This is a genomic window from Pseudomonas sp. GL-B-12 (assembly GCF_019955895.1).
Taxonomy (GTDB): domain Bacteria; phylum Pseudomonadota; class Gammaproteobacteria; order Pseudomonadales; family Pseudomonadaceae; genus Aquipseudomonas.
In genome coordinates, this window is sequence record NZ_JAHBCX010000066.1 from 16,526 (window position 1) to 31,175 (window position 14,650).

The 14,650-nt window shown below is 60.2% G+C and carries 15 protein-coding genes; 13 read left to right on the top strand and 2 right to left on the bottom strand.

Annotation, left to right across the window (positions count from 1 at the left end; genetic code table 11):
• Positions 1-13 precede the first annotated feature (13 nt).
• The 11 genes from KGA85_RS27445 to araH all read left to right on the top strand — a co-directional run bounded on the left by KGA85_RS27445 (position 14) and on the right by araH (position 10,901).
• A complete protein-coding gene (locus KGA85_RS27445; RefSeq protein WP_223456179.1) occupies positions 14-799 on the top strand; it encodes a TatD family hydrolase in 786 nt (261 codons plus the stop codon).
• A 342-nt stretch (positions 800-1,141) separates the two neighbouring features.
• On the top strand, positions 1,142-1,780 hold the full coding sequence (locus KGA85_RS27450) for a TetR/AcrR family transcriptional regulator (protein ID WP_034149949.1): 639 nt from the start codon (positions 1,142-1,144) through the stop codon (positions 1,778-1,780).
• A gap of 138 nt (positions 1,781-1,918) precedes the next feature.
• Positions 1,919-2,887 carry a GTP 3',8-cyclase MoaA gene (locus KGA85_RS27455; protein ID WP_223456180.1) on the top strand — a complete coding sequence of 323 codons (969 nt, stop codon included), beginning with the start codon at positions 1,919-1,921 and terminating at the stop codon, positions 2,885-2,887.
• 171 nt (positions 2,888-3,058) lie between these two features.
• The gene (locus tag KGA85_RS27460) at positions 3,059-3,667 is read left to right on the top strand and encodes a DUF4823 domain-containing protein (RefSeq protein WP_223456181.1); all 609 of its coding nucleotides are present in this window, start codon (positions 3,059-3,061) and stop codon (positions 3,665-3,667) included.
• A gap of 16 nt (positions 3,668-3,683) precedes the next feature.
• On the top strand, positions 3,684-4,244 hold the full coding sequence (locus tag KGA85_RS27465) for a DUF1285 domain-containing protein (RefSeq protein ID WP_223456182.1): 561 nt from the start codon (positions 3,684-3,686) through the stop codon (positions 4,242-4,244).
• A gap of 190 nt (positions 4,245-4,434) precedes the next feature.
• Positions 4,435-5,151: a FadR/GntR family transcriptional regulator gene (locus KGA85_RS27470; RefSeq protein ID WP_046037461.1), complete on the top strand. Its 717-nt coding sequence runs from the start codon at positions 4,435-4,437 to the stop codon at positions 5,149-5,151.
• Between the two features lie 45 nt (positions 5,152-5,196).
• Positions 5,197-6,072, top strand: coding sequence for an SMP-30/gluconolactonase/LRE family protein (locus KGA85_RS27475; RefSeq protein ID WP_223456183.1), 876 nt, complete (start codon positions 5,197-5,199; stop codon positions 6,070-6,072).
• Between the two features lie 273 nt (positions 6,073-6,345).
• Positions 6,346-7,164: an SDR family oxidoreductase gene (locus KGA85_RS27480; RefSeq protein WP_223456184.1), complete on the top strand. Its 819-nt coding sequence runs from the start codon at positions 6,346-6,348 to the stop codon at positions 7,162-7,164.
• Between the two features lie 142 nt (positions 7,165-7,306).
• Positions 7,307-8,311 (top strand): substrate-binding domain-containing protein, encoded by a 1,005-nt coding sequence (locus KGA85_RS27485; protein WP_223533890.1) that lies wholly within the window; start codon positions 7,307-7,309, stop codon positions 8,309-8,311.
• A gap of 64 nt (positions 8,312-8,375) precedes the next feature.
• Complete coding sequence (araG, locus tag KGA85_RS27490; protein WP_223534370.1) at positions 8,376-9,920, top strand: L-arabinose ABC transporter ATP-binding protein AraG; 1,545 nt, start codon at positions 8,376-8,378, stop codon at positions 9,918-9,920.
• Between the two features lie 12 nt (positions 9,921-9,932).
• Positions 9,933-10,901 carry an L-arabinose ABC transporter permease AraH gene (gene araH / locus KGA85_RS27495; protein WP_223456187.1) on the top strand — a complete coding sequence of 323 codons (969 nt, stop codon included), beginning with the start codon at positions 9,933-9,935 and terminating at the stop codon, positions 10,899-10,901.
• A 313-nt stretch (positions 10,902-11,214) separates the two neighbouring features.
• Here the strand turns inward: araH and KGA85_RS27500 are convergent, their stop codons facing one another.
• Both KGA85_RS27500 and KGA85_RS27505 read right to left on the bottom strand, forming a co-directional pair.
• Positions 11,215-11,544: a hypothetical protein gene (locus KGA85_RS27500; RefSeq protein WP_223533891.1), complete on the bottom strand. Its 330-nt coding sequence runs from the start codon at positions 11,542-11,544 to the stop codon at positions 11,215-11,217.
• A gap of 81 nt (positions 11,545-11,625) precedes the next feature.
• Positions 11,626-12,831 carry an MFS transporter gene (locus KGA85_RS27505; protein WP_223543536.1) on the bottom strand — a complete coding sequence of 402 codons (1,206 nt, stop codon included), beginning with the start codon at positions 12,829-12,831 and terminating at the stop codon, positions 11,626-11,628.
• Between the two features lie 199 nt (positions 12,832-13,030).
• Between KGA85_RS27505 and KGA85_RS27510 the strand changes: the two genes are divergently transcribed.
• Together KGA85_RS27510 and KGA85_RS27515 are read left to right on the top strand one after the other, a co-directional pair.
• The gene (locus KGA85_RS27510) at positions 13,031-13,513 is read left to right on the top strand and encodes a GNAT family N-acetyltransferase (protein ID WP_095943999.1); all 483 of its coding nucleotides are present in this window, start codon (positions 13,031-13,033) and stop codon (positions 13,511-13,513) included.
• Positions 13,514-13,657: 144 nt separating this feature from the next.
• Positions 13,658-14,650: a 2-dehydro-3-deoxygalactonokinase gene (locus KGA85_RS27515; RefSeq protein WP_223456190.1), complete on the top strand. Its 993-nt coding sequence runs from the start codon at positions 13,658-13,660 to the stop codon at positions 14,648-14,650.

Genomic DNA, 14,650 nt, shown 5'->3' on the forward strand with positions numbered 1-14,650 from the left:
GTTGCGGCCCTTTATGCTCGTAGATTCCCATTGTCACCTTGATCGCCTCGACCTGACCGCCCACGACGGCTCCCTGGATGCTGCCCTTGATGCGGCCCGGCAGCGTGGGGTAGGGCACTTTCTGTGTATCGGAGTCAGCGCGGACAATGCGGCCGACGTCAAAGCCCTGGCCGAACGTTATGACGACGTCGACTGCTCGGTGGGTGTGCACCCTCTGGATGTGCAGCCGGGTGCCGCGCCGGCGCTGGACTGGCTGTTGCAGGAGCTCAATCATCCGCGGGTGGTGGCGATTGGCGAAACAGGCCTCGACTACCACTACGAACCGGAAGCGGCAGAGTTGCAGCAGGAGTCGTTCCGCCTGCACCTGCAAGCGGCGCAACAGACTGGCAAACCGGTGATCATCCACACCCGTGGTGCCCGCACCGATACTCTGGATTTGCTGCGTGAAGCGGCGCTGCCCCAGGCGGGCGTATTGCATTGCTTTACCGAAGACTGGGAGATGGCGAGGGCCGCGCTGGACATGGGCTATTACATTTCACTGTCCGGGATTGTCACTTTTCGCAATGCCGACGCGTTGCGCGATGTGGCCAGCAAGGTGCCGGCTGACCGATTGCTGGTGGAAACCGACTCGCCGTACCTGGCGCCGATTCCCTATCGAGGCAAGCCAAACCTGCCGCAGTACGTGCGCGAAGTTGCGGAATTTCTGGCAATGTTGCGTGGTGAGCCCTACGAGCGGTTTGCCGAGCAAACCACGGCGAATTTCAAGCGGCTGTTCCCGCTGGCACACGTAAAAGGTTAAATCGCAGGCAAAAAAAACCCGGGTTCTGGGGGGTGAATCCGGGTTAAGACCATTAGGAGTAAAACAATGGCACGCGGTCCGTTGGTACCAATATCGGCGTGACACTTGGGGGAGATGCCCCGCCGACAGTTCAAGTATTGATCAGGATTGCGCCTCGTCCAGTTTGGCGGCCCGGGTTTTTAAACAAATTTGGAATACGTGCGCTTCGGAAGAGTTCTCATCACCCTGTAAACGTGCGCGGAATGACCAGAAAGCGCAGATATGGTCGGATGATCCGTGCATTTTTGCGTAAGTTAGGCATAATACGCGGCTTCGAATTTTGACCCCGACAGACCTTTTCTTATGCATAAAGAACCTCGTAAGGTCCGTGAATTCCGTCGCCGCGAGCAGGAAATTCTCGATACCGCGCTCAAGCTGTTCCTCGAACAAGGTGAAGACAGTGTCACCGTCGAGATGATTGCTGATGCCGTCGGTATCGGCAAAGGCACGATCTACAAGCACTTCAAATCCAAGGCGGAAATCTATCTGCGCCTGATGCTCGACTACGAGCGCGATTTGAACGAGCTGTTGCACTCCGCCGACGTCGACAAGGACAAGGAAGCCCTGTCCCGCGCCTATTTCGAATTCCGCATGCGCGATCCTCAACGCTATCGCCTGTTCGACCGCCTTGAAGAGAAAGTGGTCAAGGGCAACCAGGTGCCGGAGATGATCGAGGAGCTGCACAAGATCCGTGCCTCGAACTTCGAACGCCTGACCCTGCTGATCAAGGGCCGGATCAGCGAAGGCAAGCTGGAGGACGTGCCACCTTACTTCCATTACTGCGCATCCTGGGCGCTGGTGCACGGTGCCGTCGCGCTGTATCACTCGCCGTTCTGGAGCAATGTGCTGGAAGATCAGGAGGGTTTCTTCCAGTTCCTCATGGACATCGGCGTGCGCATGGGCAACAAGCGCAAGCGCGACACCGACACTCCCAGCAGCTGAGCCATTCAGTTGCCTTATTGCGCCATGATTTCGCTACTTGGCGCAGTACCGCAGGAATATACTCAGGTAGAGGACTTGCTAAAACTTGATTTCTGAGTCAAGTTTTAGCGGCCCGAATATTCTTCCGCCGGAGTGACCATGATCGTTGACCGTCAAGGCAGGCGTTTTCGCAACTTGCGAATCAGTCTGACCTCAGCCTGCAATTACGCCTGTACCTACTGCGTGCCCAATGGCAAGCGGCTGGTGGCTGCGCAGGATGAGTTGTCGGCCGAAGCCATGGCGCGCGGCGTGGCTTATCTGATTGAAGCGGCGGGCATCGAGCGTCTGCGCATTACCGGCGGCGAGCCGCTGGTCAGCCCGAAACTCGAGGCGTTCATGACGGCGGTCGGGCAGATGGGCCTGGAAGACATCAGCCTGACCACCAATGGCCAGTTGCTGGCGAAGAAACTGCCGCTGCTGGTGAACGCCGGCATTCGGCGCCTCAACGTTTCCCTCGATACCCTCGACGCCAGTGCGTTCCGCGGCATTGCCCGGGGCGGCGACCTGGCCACCGTGCTCAACGGCATGAGCGAGGCCAGTGCGGCCGGCATGAAGATCAAGGTCAACATGGTGCCGCTGCGCGGGCAGAACCTTGATCAAGTGATGCCGCTGCTCGATTACTGCCTGGAACGCGGTTATGAACTGCGCTTCATCGAGCTGATGCGCATGGGCCACTTGGCCAACGATTCCAATGCCTTTCTGCAACAGTTCGTCAGCCTCCAGCAATTGCTGAGCCTGATCGGCGAGCGCTACGAGTATCTGCAGGCCGATGCGCCCGTCGATGCGACAGCGGTGCGCTATGAAATTCCGGGGCATGGCCATTTCGGCGTGATCGCCAACGAGAGCGTGCCTTTCTGCCGTACCTGCTCGCGACTTCGTTTGTCTTCTACCGGGTGGCTGCATGGCTGCCTGTCGTCGAGCAATCGCCATTACATCGGCGACCTGCTGGACAAGCCGCGCCATCAAGCACTGCCGGCATTGCAGCGGCTGCTGGTGAAAGCCTTAGGTGACAAGCAGGAAGTGGCGTTCTCTGGTGGCGCGACTGTCATGAAGATTATCGGCGGTTGAACCGGCCTCATCGCGGGCAAGCCACGCTCCCACAGGGTTTTGCGTAAACCCTGTGGGAGCGTGGCTTGCCCGCGATTGCGTTTGATCAGGCAACGATCAACTTGAGCTGGCGCGGAAGCTGCATCCTACGGCCATTCGCCGGTTTTCCGACACCGGCCTCTGGAGGATAGGATGCGTAGCCTGGTTTTGCTGCTGGCCGTTTTGGCACTTGGTGGCTGCATGAGCGTCAGCGATATGGCCGAAGGGACTCGTTACCATATGAGCGATGCGGGGTTGCTCGACCACAGTGACAGCCGTCGCGTAAACAATCTGCGCATTCAACCGGACTCGTTCGTCTACATCGCCCAGGGCGCTTTCATGCCGCCAGGCAGCGACGTCTACCCGCGGCCCAACGTGATCGCCGAAGTCGCGTTCGATGGTTTCGTCGAATACTTCCCGATGGTCCGTCGTGCCCGCACGCCCGAAGGCCTCGACCAGGCCATGGGCGAAGCCCGTGCCGCCGGTGCGCACTATCTGCTCTACACCCGCTTCGCCAAGTCTGACGATCGTATCGGCAACTCGGACGAGTGGCTGGATCAGGAGGCTCTGGATCGTCTCGGCATCGACAGCGGTATGATTCAGATCATGTTGATCGAGACCAGCACCCAGTATTTGATTGATACTGCAACCATCAAGAGTCGTGGCGGTTTACTGACGTTCCACGATAAAAAACCCGAAGACCTGATGGGCCCGCCGCTGGAGCAATATGCGCGCAGCCTGTTAGGGCTCAGCGACCAGTAATCCCGAGGAGAACGCCATGAGTGGCCCGCAAAAAGCCAACGACCTGCTGGGGCAAATCCCCAAGACCAAAGGCTTGCCGCCGGTGCACCTGTGGAATCCCGATTTCTGCGGCGACATCGACATGCGCATCGCCCGGGACGGCACTTGGTATTACCTGGGTACGCCGATCGGGCGCAAGCCGATGGTCAAGCTGTTCTCCACCATCATCCGCCGTGATGGCGATGATTATTTCCTGATCACTCCGGTCGAAAAGGTTGGCATCAAGGTCGACGATGCGCCGTTCGTGGCGATTGCCGTCGATGTGGAAGGCGAGGGCGAGGCGCAGGTGTTGCGCTTTACCACCAACGTTGATGAATTCACCGAGGCCGGTGTCGGGCATCCGATGCGCGTGGTCATCGACCCGGTAACGCAAGAGCCAGCCCCTTACGTGCATGTGCGCAGCAATCTTGAAGCGTTGATCCATCGCAACGTGTTCTATCAATTGGTAGAGCTGGCAGTGAGCCGCGAGATCGACGGCCAGCGCTGGCTGGGTGTCTGGAGCGGCGGTGAGTTCTTCCCCATCGGTCTCGAACCCTGACGCATAACAACACTGTGTGCGAGCCTGCTCGCGAAAGCGCTGGGTCAGTCGACATCTGCATCGGACATGACCCCGTCTTCGCGAGCAGGCTCGCTCCCACAGTGCTTTCCGAACGTTTAAAAAATCAAATTGACATCCAATCATATGATGATTAGCGTGGGCCTCCATTGCGAACGGCTTTGAGGTGTCCATGTCCAGCAGCTTTCATGCTTCGACGGTTGACTGGCTGGGTTGCTGGCTCGCCACGGGGCAGGTCAAGCCGGGTGAGTCACTCAAGGTCGAAGCCGACCTCGGCGAACAGCTCGGCGTGAGCCGCACGGTCATCCGTGAAGCCATCAAGACCCTGGTTGCCAAAGGCATGCTCGAGGTCGGGCCGAAAGTCGGCACGCGGGTCTTGCCGGTGCGGCGCTGGAACCTCTTCGATCCACAAGTCGTCGGCTGGTTGTCGCGCAGCGGCTTGCCGGAAAACTTCGTCGACGATCTGCTCGACCTGCGCCGTACCATCGAACCGATGGCCGTGCGCTGGGCTTGCGAGCGCGCAACCGGCGAACAGGTGAACGCGATCCTGTTGGCCTGCAACGCGCTGGAACGGGCGGTGGACAGCGGCATCGATTACAACCGCGCCGACCAGCTCTTCCACGAATGCATCCTCGCCGCCAGCCACAATCAATTCATCGAACAAATGGTTCCCGCCCTCGGCGCGTTGCTGGCGGTGGCTTTTGAAGTGTCCGCCGCCGACCCGGATGAACTGCGTCGCACCCTGCCGATTCACCGGGACCTGGCTGAGGCTATCGCGGCCCGTGATACCGCCCGGGGTGTCTGGGCCTGCATGACCCTGATCGATAACGCGGACCTGGCGATCAAGCGCTACTACCCGCAAGTCATGGCCGATAAAAAGGCCAGCTGACAACGAAAATCCCCACATAAAAACAAGAACAATGCAGGAGGTTTCATGGCGTGGACTGCGGTGACCGGACATCGGGCACAACTGGGCGAAGGCCCGTTCTGGGATGCGCCCACCCAAGCCCTGTACTGGGTGGATATCGCCGGTAAACAGGCGCTGCGATTGATCGGCGCCAACGTGCAGATCTGGCAGATGCCGGAGCATGTGTCAGCCTTCATCCCCTGTGAAAGCGGCGACGCGCTGGTGGCATTGAGTAGCGGTGTGTATCGCCTCGATCTCGACTCACCCGGCCTGGAACCGCGCCTGACGCTGCTCTGCGTGGCCGATCCGCAACCGGGCAATCGCCCCAACGAAGCCCGTTGCGACGCTCAAGGCCGACTCTGGCTCGGCACCATGCAAAACAATATCGGAGAACACGGCGAAGACCTGCCCATCGTCCGTCGTTCCGGTGGACTGTTCCGCATCGATCGCGCCGGGCGGGTTGCGCCTTTGCTGCGCAATCTGGGCATTCCCAACACGCTGCTGTGGAGCGATGACGCCACCACCGTGTATTTCGGCGACAGCCTCGACGGCACCTTGTATCGACATTTCATCCGTACCGACGGAGCCCTCGATACGCCGCAGGTCTGGTTTGGTCCGCACGGGCGTGGCGGCCCGGACGGTTCGGCGATGGATGCCGAAGGTTTTATCTGGAATGCCCGTTGGGACGGCAGCTGCCTGCTCAGGTTGAGCCCGGACGGCAACGTCGATCGGATCATCGAGCTACCGGTCAGTCGTCCCACCAGTTGCGTGTTCGGCGGTACAGACCTGAAAACCCTGTACATCACCAGCGCGGCAAGTCCGCTGGGCCATCCGTTGGATGGGGCTGTATTGTCGATTGCAGTGGATGTGCCTGGAAAACGTTGCACGCGTTTCGTTGGATAAATCCCAAAATATGGGATGCAAATATATATATTGAGATTTGCCGCGGGCCGGGTTTATAGTCGGCCTCACCAGTTACATGCACTCACACTCAAAAAAACAAAACAGGTGAAGTGATGCAGCGAAGTTCCCCCGTGCTCCCTTGCGGAGCCTGTGCCTCAGAACGTTTCCGAGCTGAAACGTTTTCGCATTCACCTGTTTCCTACCCGGCGCCTTTTAACCGGACATCGACAGATGCCCGGTTTTCATCGTGTCTTCGAACAGGAGTCTTGATCCATGGCTGAACCACTGTCATTGCCACCGGTGCCCGAACCGCCGAAGGGCGAACGCCTGAAAAACAAGGTCGTATTGCTGACCGGTGCCGCTCAGGGTATTGGCGAAGCGATTGTGGCGACCTTCGCGTCCCAGCAGGCCAGGCTGATCATCAGCGACATTCAGGCCGAGAAAGTCGAGAAGGTCGCGGCGCACTGGCGGGACCAGGGCGCCGATGTGGTGGCAATCAAGGCCGACGTGTCGCGTCAGCAGGATCTGCACGCCATGGCCCGGCTGGCGATCGACCTGCACGGTCGGATCGATGTGCTGGTCAACTGCGCTGGGGTCAACGTGTTCCGTGATCCGCTGGAAATGACCGAGGAAGACTGGCGTCGCTGCTTTGCCATCGACCTCGACGGCGCCTGGTACGGTTGCAAGGCGGTGCTGCCGCAGATGATCGAGCAGGGCATCGGCAGCATCATCAATATCGCGTCCACCCATTCCACCCACATCATTCCTGGCTGCTTCCCGTACCCGGTGGCCAAGCATGGCTTGCTCGGCCTGACCCGTGCGCTGGGCATCGAATATGCGCCCAAGGGTGTGCGCGTCAACGCGATTGCGCCGGGCTACATCGAAACCCAGTTGAACGTCGATTACTGGAACGGATTTGCCGACCCCCACGCCGAACGCCAGCGTGCGTTTGACCTGCACCCGCCGCGCCGTATCGGACAGCCGATCGAAGTGGCAATGACCGCCGTGTTCCTGGCCAGCGATGAGGCACCGTTCATCAATGCCTCGTGCATCACCATCGATGGTGGTCGCTCGGTGATGTACCACGACTGAGTGATCGGGCTTTCAGGCGCGTTGCTACGCCTGAAATCCAATCATCATACGATATGACTATTGGCAGTATGTTTTTACCGCCCGCTGGTTAACAAAGAACGCTTTCAAAGAACGCTCAAGAAAAATAACAAGGAGTCAGCTTATGAATCGTCGTCATGCTATCCGTTCCCTGTGCTGTGCCGCGTTGGCGGTCTCGGCGTTCAGCCTGAGTAACACGCTGCTGGCAGCCGAGGAAGTGAAGATCGGTTTTCTGGTCAAGCAGGCGGAAGAACCCTGGTTCCAGACCGAGTGGGCCTTTGCCGAAAAGGCCGGGAAAGAGAAGGGCTTCACCCTGATCAAGATTGCCGTGCCGGACGGCGAGAAAACCCTTTCGGCTATCGATAGCCTCGCCGCCAACGGCGCCAAGGGGTTCGTGATCTGCCCGCCGGACGTGTCCCTCGGCCCGGCGATCATGGCCAAGGCCAGGCTCAACGGCTTGAAAGTGATTGCCGTCGATGACCGTTTCGTCGATGCCGGCGGCAAGTTCATGGAAGACGTGCCGTACCTTGGCATGGCTGCTTTCGAAGTCGGCCAGAAACAAGGTAATGCCATGGCGACCGAAGCGAAGAAGCGCGGCTGGGACTGGAAAGACACCTATGCGGTGATCAACACCTACAACGAACTCGACACCGGCAAGAAGCGCACCGACGGTTCGGTGAAAGCGCTGGAAGATGCCGGCATGCCGAAAGACCACATCCTGTTCGCGGCCCTCAAGACCCTCGACGTGCCGGGCAGCATGGACGCCACCAACTCGGCCCTGGTGAAACTGCCGGGGGCGGCGAAGAACCTGATCATCGGCGGCATGAACGACAACACCGTCCTGGGCGGTGTGCGCGCCACCGAGAGCGCCGGTTTCGCGGCGGCCAACGTGATCGGCATCGGCATCAACGGTACCGACGCCATCGGCGAGCTGAAAAAACCCGACAGCGGCTTCTACGGCTCGATGCTGCCGAGCCCGCACATCGAGGGCTACAACACCGCGAGCATGATGTACGACTGGGTCACCACCGGCAAAGAACCTGCGAAATTCACCGCCATGGACGACGTGACGCTGATCACCCGCGACAACTTCAAGCAGGAACTGGAAAAGATCGGCCTGTGGAACTGACAGCCGTTTGATTTCAGCGGCGGCCTCGGCGGCGGGGCTGCCTGATCGGTGTGAAGAGGTGGTTATGCACGCGCAAACAATCCAACACGAACACAGCCTTACCGGCAGCTTGCGCTTCAAAGGGATCGGCAAGACCTTTCCCGGGGTGAAGGCGCTGGACAACATCAGCTTCGTCGCCCATCCGGGGCAGGTTCATGCCTTGATGGGCGAGAACGGCGCCGGCAAGTCGACGCTGCTGAAAATCCTCGGCGGGGCCTACACGCCTTGCAGCGGTGCCTTGCAGATCGGCGAGCGGACGATGGACTTCAAGTCCACCGCCGACAGCATCGGCAGTGGCGTCGCGGTGATCCACCAGGAGCTGCATCTGGTGCCGGAAATGACCGTGGCCGAAAACCTGTTTCTCGGGCATCTGCCAGCCCGTTTCGGCCTGATCAATCGCAGTACCCTGCGCCAGCAGGCACTGGCCTGTCTCAAAGGCCTGGCCGATGAAATCGACCCGCAAGAGAAAGTCGGGCGCCTGTCCCTCGGCCAGCGGCAACTGGTGGAAATCGCCAAGGCGTTGTCCCGTGGCGCCCATGTGATTGCCTTCGACGAACCCACCAGCAGCCTTTCGGCACGGGAAATCGACCGCTTGATGGCGATCATCGGCCGGCTGCGGGACGAGGGCAAAGTGGTGCTCTATGTCTCCCACCGCATGGAAGAAGTGTTCCGCATCTGCAACGCGGTGACGGTGTTCAAGGACGGGCGTTACGTGCGCACCTTCGACGACATGAGCCAGCTGACCCACGATCAACTGGTCACCTGCATGGTCGGGCGCGACATCCAGGATATCTACGATTACCGCCCGCGCCAGCGCGGCGCGGTGGCACTCAAGGTCGACGGTCTGCTCGGGCTGGGGTTGCACGAGCCGGTGAGTTTCGAGGTGCACAAAGGCGAAATCCTCGGGCTGTTCGGGCTGGTCGGTGCCGGTCGCACCGAACTGTTGCGCCTGCTCAGCGGTCTGGCGCGCCACAGTGCCGGACAGCTGAAGCTTCGAGGCCATGAACTGAAGCTGCGTTCACCCCGGGACGCGATTGCCGCCGGAATCCTGTTGTGCCCCGAGGACCGCAAGAAGGAAGGCATCCTGCCGCTGGCCAGCGTCGCTGAGAACATCAACATCAGTGCGCGCGGCGCTCACTCCACCTTCGGTTGCCTGTTGCGCGGTCTGTGGGAGAAGGACAACGCCGAGCAGCAGATCAAGGCGCTGAAAGTGAAGACGCCCAACCCGGCGCAGAAAATCATGTACCTGTCCGGTGGCAATCAGCAGAAGGCCATTCTCGGCCGCTGGCTGTCGATGCCGATGAAGGTGCTGTTGCTCGACGAACCCACCCGCGGCATCGACATCGGTGCCAAGGCCGAGATCTACCAGATCATCCATAACCTGGCCGCCGAGGGGATCGCGGTGATTGTGGTGTCCAGCGACTTGATGGAAGTCATGGGCATTTCCGACCGCATCCTGGTGCTGTGCGAAGGCGCCCTGCGTGGCGAGCTGAGCCGCGAACAGGCCAACGAATCCAACCTGCTGCAACTGGCTTTGCCGCGCCAACGCGCCGACGGCGTGGCGAACTGAGAGGTGACTATGATGACAACCCAAAACAACACCCTGCCGACCACGCGCAAACCGCTGGACCTGCGACGCTTCCTCGATGACTGGGTGATGCTGCTGGCGGCGGTCGGCATCTTTGTCGCCTGCACCTTGCTGATCGACAACTTCCTTTCACCGCTGAACATGCGTGGCCTGGGCCTGGCGATTTCCACCACCGGGATCGCTGCATGCACCATGTTGTATTGCCTGGCGTCCGGGCATTTCGACTTGTCGGTGGGCTCGGTGATTGCCTGCGCCGGGGTAGTCGCGGCGGTGGTGATGCGCGACACCAACAGCGTGTTTCTCGGTGTCTGTGCGGCGCTGGTGATGGGCCTGATCGTCGGGCTGATCAACGGGATAGTGATCGCCAAGCTGCGGGTCAACGCGCTGATCACCACGCTGGCGACCATGCAGATCGTGCGTGGCCTGGCCTACATCTTCGCCAACGGCAAAGCGGTGGGGGTGTCCCAGGAATCGTTCTTTGTGTTCGGTAACGGCCAGCTGTTTGGCGTACCGGTGCCGATCCTGATCACCATCGTCTGCTTCCTGTTCTTCGGCTGGCTGCTGAACTACACCACCTACGGGCGCAACACCATGGCCATCGGCGGCAACCAGGAAGCGGCGCTGCTGGCCGGTGTGAATGTCGACCGGACCAAGATCATCATCTTCGCCGTGCATGGCGTGATCGGCGCGTTGGCCGGGGTGATCCTGGCTTCGCGCATGACCTCCGGCCAACCGATGATCGGTCAGGGTTTCGAGCTGACGGTGATCTCGGCCTGCGTGCTGGGCGGGGTGTCGTTGAGTGGCGGGATCGGCATGATCCGGCATGTGATTGCCGGGGTGCTGATTCTGGCGATCATCGAGAATGCGATGAACCTGAAGAACATCGATACGTTTTATCAGTATGTGATCCGGGGTTCGATTTTGTTGTTGGCGGTGGTCATAGACCGACTGAAACAACGCTGACCACCGAAGTCTGACGGTGCAGGTGATCTCCTGTGGGAGCGGGCTTGCTCGCGAATGCGATCTGTCGGTCACATCGATGTTGGATGTGCTGATGTCTTCGCGAGCAAGTCCGCTCCCACAGGGTTCTGCATTCACACATCGAATTGTGGTCTGGCACCGATCCTGTGGGAGCGGGCTTGCCCGCGAAGAGGCCCTTAAACTCAACACATGATCCGGCACTCACTTGCCTTGCGCAGCGCCTCAATCAATTCCTGCCTGCACATTCCTGATAGCGCAAAATTCTTCGTTCCAGCTTCTGTCCTCAAATTGGCAACTATTGACTGTCATCGTCGTCATCACCCGAGCTGCCGCTAGTGGTCGAGCCGAGTCCGCCGCTGCTGGGTGTTTTGCTGCCTGGCAAATTTATACCGCCCTGACGTCCCGCGTCATTGCCTTGAACCCGCGGGTCGGTGCTGGTGGAGGGCGGCAGGTTGTGGTCGATCGTGGTGCCATCGGTATTCATGCCGGGGGCACTCTTGATGGCGGGGGCCCTGGGTTTTTCCACCGGATTGGTCGGGCCGGTGCTCGAGCCGATGGTCCCGGCGAAGGCGGCACAGGACAAAAGGGCAGTGAGAACAAGGGCGGTCAACCTGGACAGGATCATGGTGTTGTCTCCAACGAGTAGAGTCCTTACCTGATTAGTACGCCCTCGATCCGGATGGGTGCATTGTTAGCGACGAACGGCTCAGGCCTGCTCCAATGCGCTAACCGCTGTGGCGCTACGCCAGATCAATCGGCCCACGGTGATCAGCCAGTTGAGCGAGGCAACCGCCAACACTGTGAGTAACAGCGTGGCCATGCCTTGCTCGACGATGATTTTCCCGGCCAGCAGCGGAAAGCCGAACACTCCGATGAAGTACGACAGGCTGAACAGCAGCAAGGATTGTGCGGTGGTGCCGTTCGGCGCTTCATTGGCGGCCAGGCCGTTGATCACCGAGTAGGTCAGGCCGTAACCGATCCCGAGCATCACCGCCGCGAGCACGTAGCTGAAGCTGCTGTCGACGACAAAACCGAACATCACGATCGATGCCAGCATCAACCCCGAAAGCACGCACGATGCACGGAATGGATCGCGCTTGACCACGAAACCGGCAACCAGCATGCGGCCGCTGATCGCCGCGCTCATGAAGCCGAGGAAGAACAGCGAATAGTCGAGTGAGTGCGCCGCCGCGTAACTGGTTTGAAAGCTCGACAGACCACCGAACACACAACCGCCGAGGCCAACCATGATGATCGGGAACACAGCCCTGGACGACAGCACCTGACCCGCTGCGCGCCAGGAAATCCGCGACACGCTGCCAGATTGCGCGGGCGCCTGTTTCAATTGTCGATCCAGGCGCCAGAACAGCAATACGCCGATCAGGCTGGCCAGCGCCGCCAGATAAAACGCCGCGGTCACCGGGTAGTCGAGCGCACTCGCCGCGCGGCCGAGCAACGGGCCGCTGCCGATCCCGGTCATCATGCTGCCCGACAGCAGGGCGAAGTATTTGGCGCGCTGCGCGGGTGTCACCAGACTCGCCACGATGATCGGCCCGAGGGTGTAGAACACACCCCAGCCCAGGCCCAGCAGCAGCCCGAAGAACAACAGCAGATGACCGAAGCCAGGGGTCAGGGCGAAGCCCAGGCTGGCCGCTACCAGCAATACTCCGAACAGCGCCACCGAACGGGCGGCGCCAAGCAAGTCGGACAAATGACCGGAAACAATCACCGTCGCAAAGGTGCTGAGCATCGCCGCCGAAATCACGCTCCCTGCATCGTGTTCGTTACCGCCGCGAGAACCAATCAGCAACGACAGCAAAAACGTCGAGCCGTAGGACAGCGACAACAGGTAACTGGCGAGGCAAAACAGGCCGAACAGCTTGCTTGAAACTGGGGGTGTTGCGGTAGACATGACGCGGTTCCTTGACCGGCTAAATGAGCAGCGCAGCTATCTAACCACGCAGTGCCCAAATGTTAGGTCCGAGGTTATCGATTCCAGGGTTAGTGTTGGCCGGAGTAATGAGCGCATTTGTGGCCAGTGAGCAAGCTCTCTCGCCACACGTCACGCGCCGACTTAGTATGGCGTTTTCCACTTTTGACAAGGCACGTCCATGACGATCGAAATCCGCCCGGCGACCCCCAGTGACGCACCGCAAATCCTCGCGTTCATCACTGAACTGGCCGACTACGAACGTGCCCGCCATGAAGTCATCGCCAGCGTTGCCGATATCGAGCGCAGCCTGTTCAGCGAAGGCGCCACCGCCCATGGCCTGATCTGCCTGCGCGACGGTGCACCCATCGGTTTCGCGGTGTTCTTCTTCAGCTATTCCACCTGGCTTGGCAGCAATTGCCTGTACCTCGAAGACCTCTACATCACCCCGCAACAGCGCGGCGGTGGTGCGGGCAAGACCCTGCTGCGGCATCTGGCAAAAATCGCCTGCGCCAACGACTGCGGCCGTTTCGAGTGGAGCGTGCTGGAGTGGAATACGCCGGCCATCGATTTCTACAAATCCCTGGGGGCGCAGCCGCAGGAGGAGTGGGTGCGCTATCGGATGGATGGGGCGGTGTTGCGGGATTTCGCAGCGGGTAACTGATCGCTTCTAAAAGATCGCAGCCTTCGGGCTGCGATTTTTTGTCTTGTCTCATAATATGGGATTGATATTTATATATTGAGATTTGTCTCGTCTCAGGTTTATAGTCCCGCTCACTCACTGCCAATAACCAAAACAGGTGAAGCGATGCAGGCGCAATTGATCGCGCTCGACTGGGGGACAACCTCATTACGTGCTTACAAACTTGCCGAAGGCGGCCAAGTGCTCGAACAGCGTTCGCTGTCGTCGGGGATCATGCAGCTGCCGAAAGCGCCGCGAATCATTGGCGGCCGGGAATGCGCCGATGGTTTCGAACTGGCCTTCGATGAGGCTTGCGGCGACTGGCTCGACGCCCAGCCGGATTTGCCGGTGATTGCCTGCGGCATGGTCGGCAGCGCTCAGGGCTGGAGCGAAGCGGCCTACCGCGACACGCCGGCGAACGTCGCCACGCTCGGTACTTCCTTGCAAACCGTGCGCAGTCTGCGCGGCGTTGATGTACACATCGTGCCCGGCGTTATCGAGCGTTCGCGTCTGCCGAACGTGATGCGCGGCGAAGAAACCCAGGTGCTCGGCGTGCTGCAAAGCCTGGCGAGTGAGGCGGGCGCTGATCTGCTGATCGGCCTGCCGGGCAGCCATTCGAAATGGGTGGAAGTGGCTGACGGCTGCATCATGCATTTCGACACTTTCATGACCGGCGAAGTCTTCGCTGTGCTCAGTCAACACAGCATTCTCGGACGCACCCAGCAATGTGGCGGGTCTTTCGATGGCGATGCGTTTGATCGCGGCGTGCGGGTCGCCTTGTCGGCGGACGGTGAAATCGGTCCGCTGTCGACGATGTTCAGCGCCCGCAGTCTCGGGCTGACTGGCGAGTTGAGCTCCACCGCCCAGGCGGACTATCTGTCCGGCCTGCTGATCGGCCATGAACTGTCGGCCCTGGCCAGCGTTCAGCGGCGCCGACGCAACAGCGTGCACCTGCCGTCGATCATTCTCATCGGCAACACCCAACTCTGTGCCCGCTACAGCCGCGCGCTCGACGCCTGCGGTTTTGCCCGGGTGACCCTGGCCGAACAGGCCACCGAACGCGGATTGTGGCAACTGGCACTGGCTGCCGGCCTGGTCACGTGCACCGTATCCCGTTAA

What these genes read in the sequence shown, in the direction of transcription:
- KGA85_RS27445 (WP_223456179.1), top strand. Translation starts at nt 14, where the DNA reads ATGCTCGTAGATTCCCATTGTCACCTTGATCGCCTCGACCTGACCGCC.
- KGA85_RS27450 (WP_034149949.1), top strand. Translation starts at nt 1,142, where the DNA reads ATGCATAAAGAACCTCGTAAGGTCCGTGAATTCCGTCGCCGCGAGCAG.
- KGA85_RS27455 (WP_223456180.1), top strand. Translation starts at nt 1,919, where the DNA reads ATGATCGTTGACCGTCAAGGCAGGCGTTTTCGCAACTTGCGAATCAGT.
- KGA85_RS27460 (WP_223456181.1), top strand. Translation starts at nt 3,059, where the DNA reads ATGCGTAGCCTGGTTTTGCTGCTGGCCGTTTTGGCACTTGGTGGCTGC.
- KGA85_RS27465 (WP_223456182.1), top strand. Translation starts at nt 3,684, where the DNA reads ATGAGTGGCCCGCAAAAAGCCAACGACCTGCTGGGGCAAATCCCCAAG.
- KGA85_RS27470 (WP_046037461.1), top strand. Translation starts at nt 4,435, where the DNA reads ATGTCCAGCAGCTTTCATGCTTCGACGGTTGACTGGCTGGGTTGCTGG.
- KGA85_RS27475 (WP_223456183.1), top strand. Translation starts at nt 5,197, where the DNA reads ATGGCGTGGACTGCGGTGACCGGACATCGGGCACAACTGGGCGAAGGC.
- KGA85_RS27480 (WP_223456184.1), top strand. Translation starts at nt 6,346, where the DNA reads ATGGCTGAACCACTGTCATTGCCACCGGTGCCCGAACCGCCGAAGGGC.
- KGA85_RS27485 (WP_223533890.1), top strand. Translation starts at nt 7,307, where the DNA reads ATGAATCGTCGTCATGCTATCCGTTCCCTGTGCTGTGCCGCGTTGGCG.
- araG (WP_223534370.1), top strand. Translation starts at nt 8,376, where the DNA reads ATGCACGCGCAAACAATCCAACACGAACACAGCCTTACCGGCAGCTTG.
- araH (WP_223456187.1), top strand. Translation starts at nt 9,933, where the DNA reads ATGACAACCCAAAACAACACCCTGCCGACCACGCGCAAACCGCTGGAC.
- KGA85_RS27500 (WP_223533891.1), bottom strand. Translation starts at nt 11,544, where the DNA reads ATGATCCTGTCCAGGTTGACCGCCCTTGTTCTCACTGCCCTTTTGTCC.
- KGA85_RS27505 (WP_223543536.1), bottom strand. Translation starts at nt 12,831, where the DNA reads ATGTCTACCGCAACACCCCCAGTTTCAAGCAAGCTGTTCGGCCTGTTT.
- KGA85_RS27510 (WP_095943999.1), top strand. Translation starts at nt 13,031, where the DNA reads ATGACGATCGAAATCCGCCCGGCGACCCCCAGTGACGCACCGCAAATC.
- KGA85_RS27515 (WP_223456190.1), top strand. Translation starts at nt 13,658, where the DNA reads ATGCAGGCGCAATTGATCGCGCTCGACTGGGGGACAACCTCATTACGT.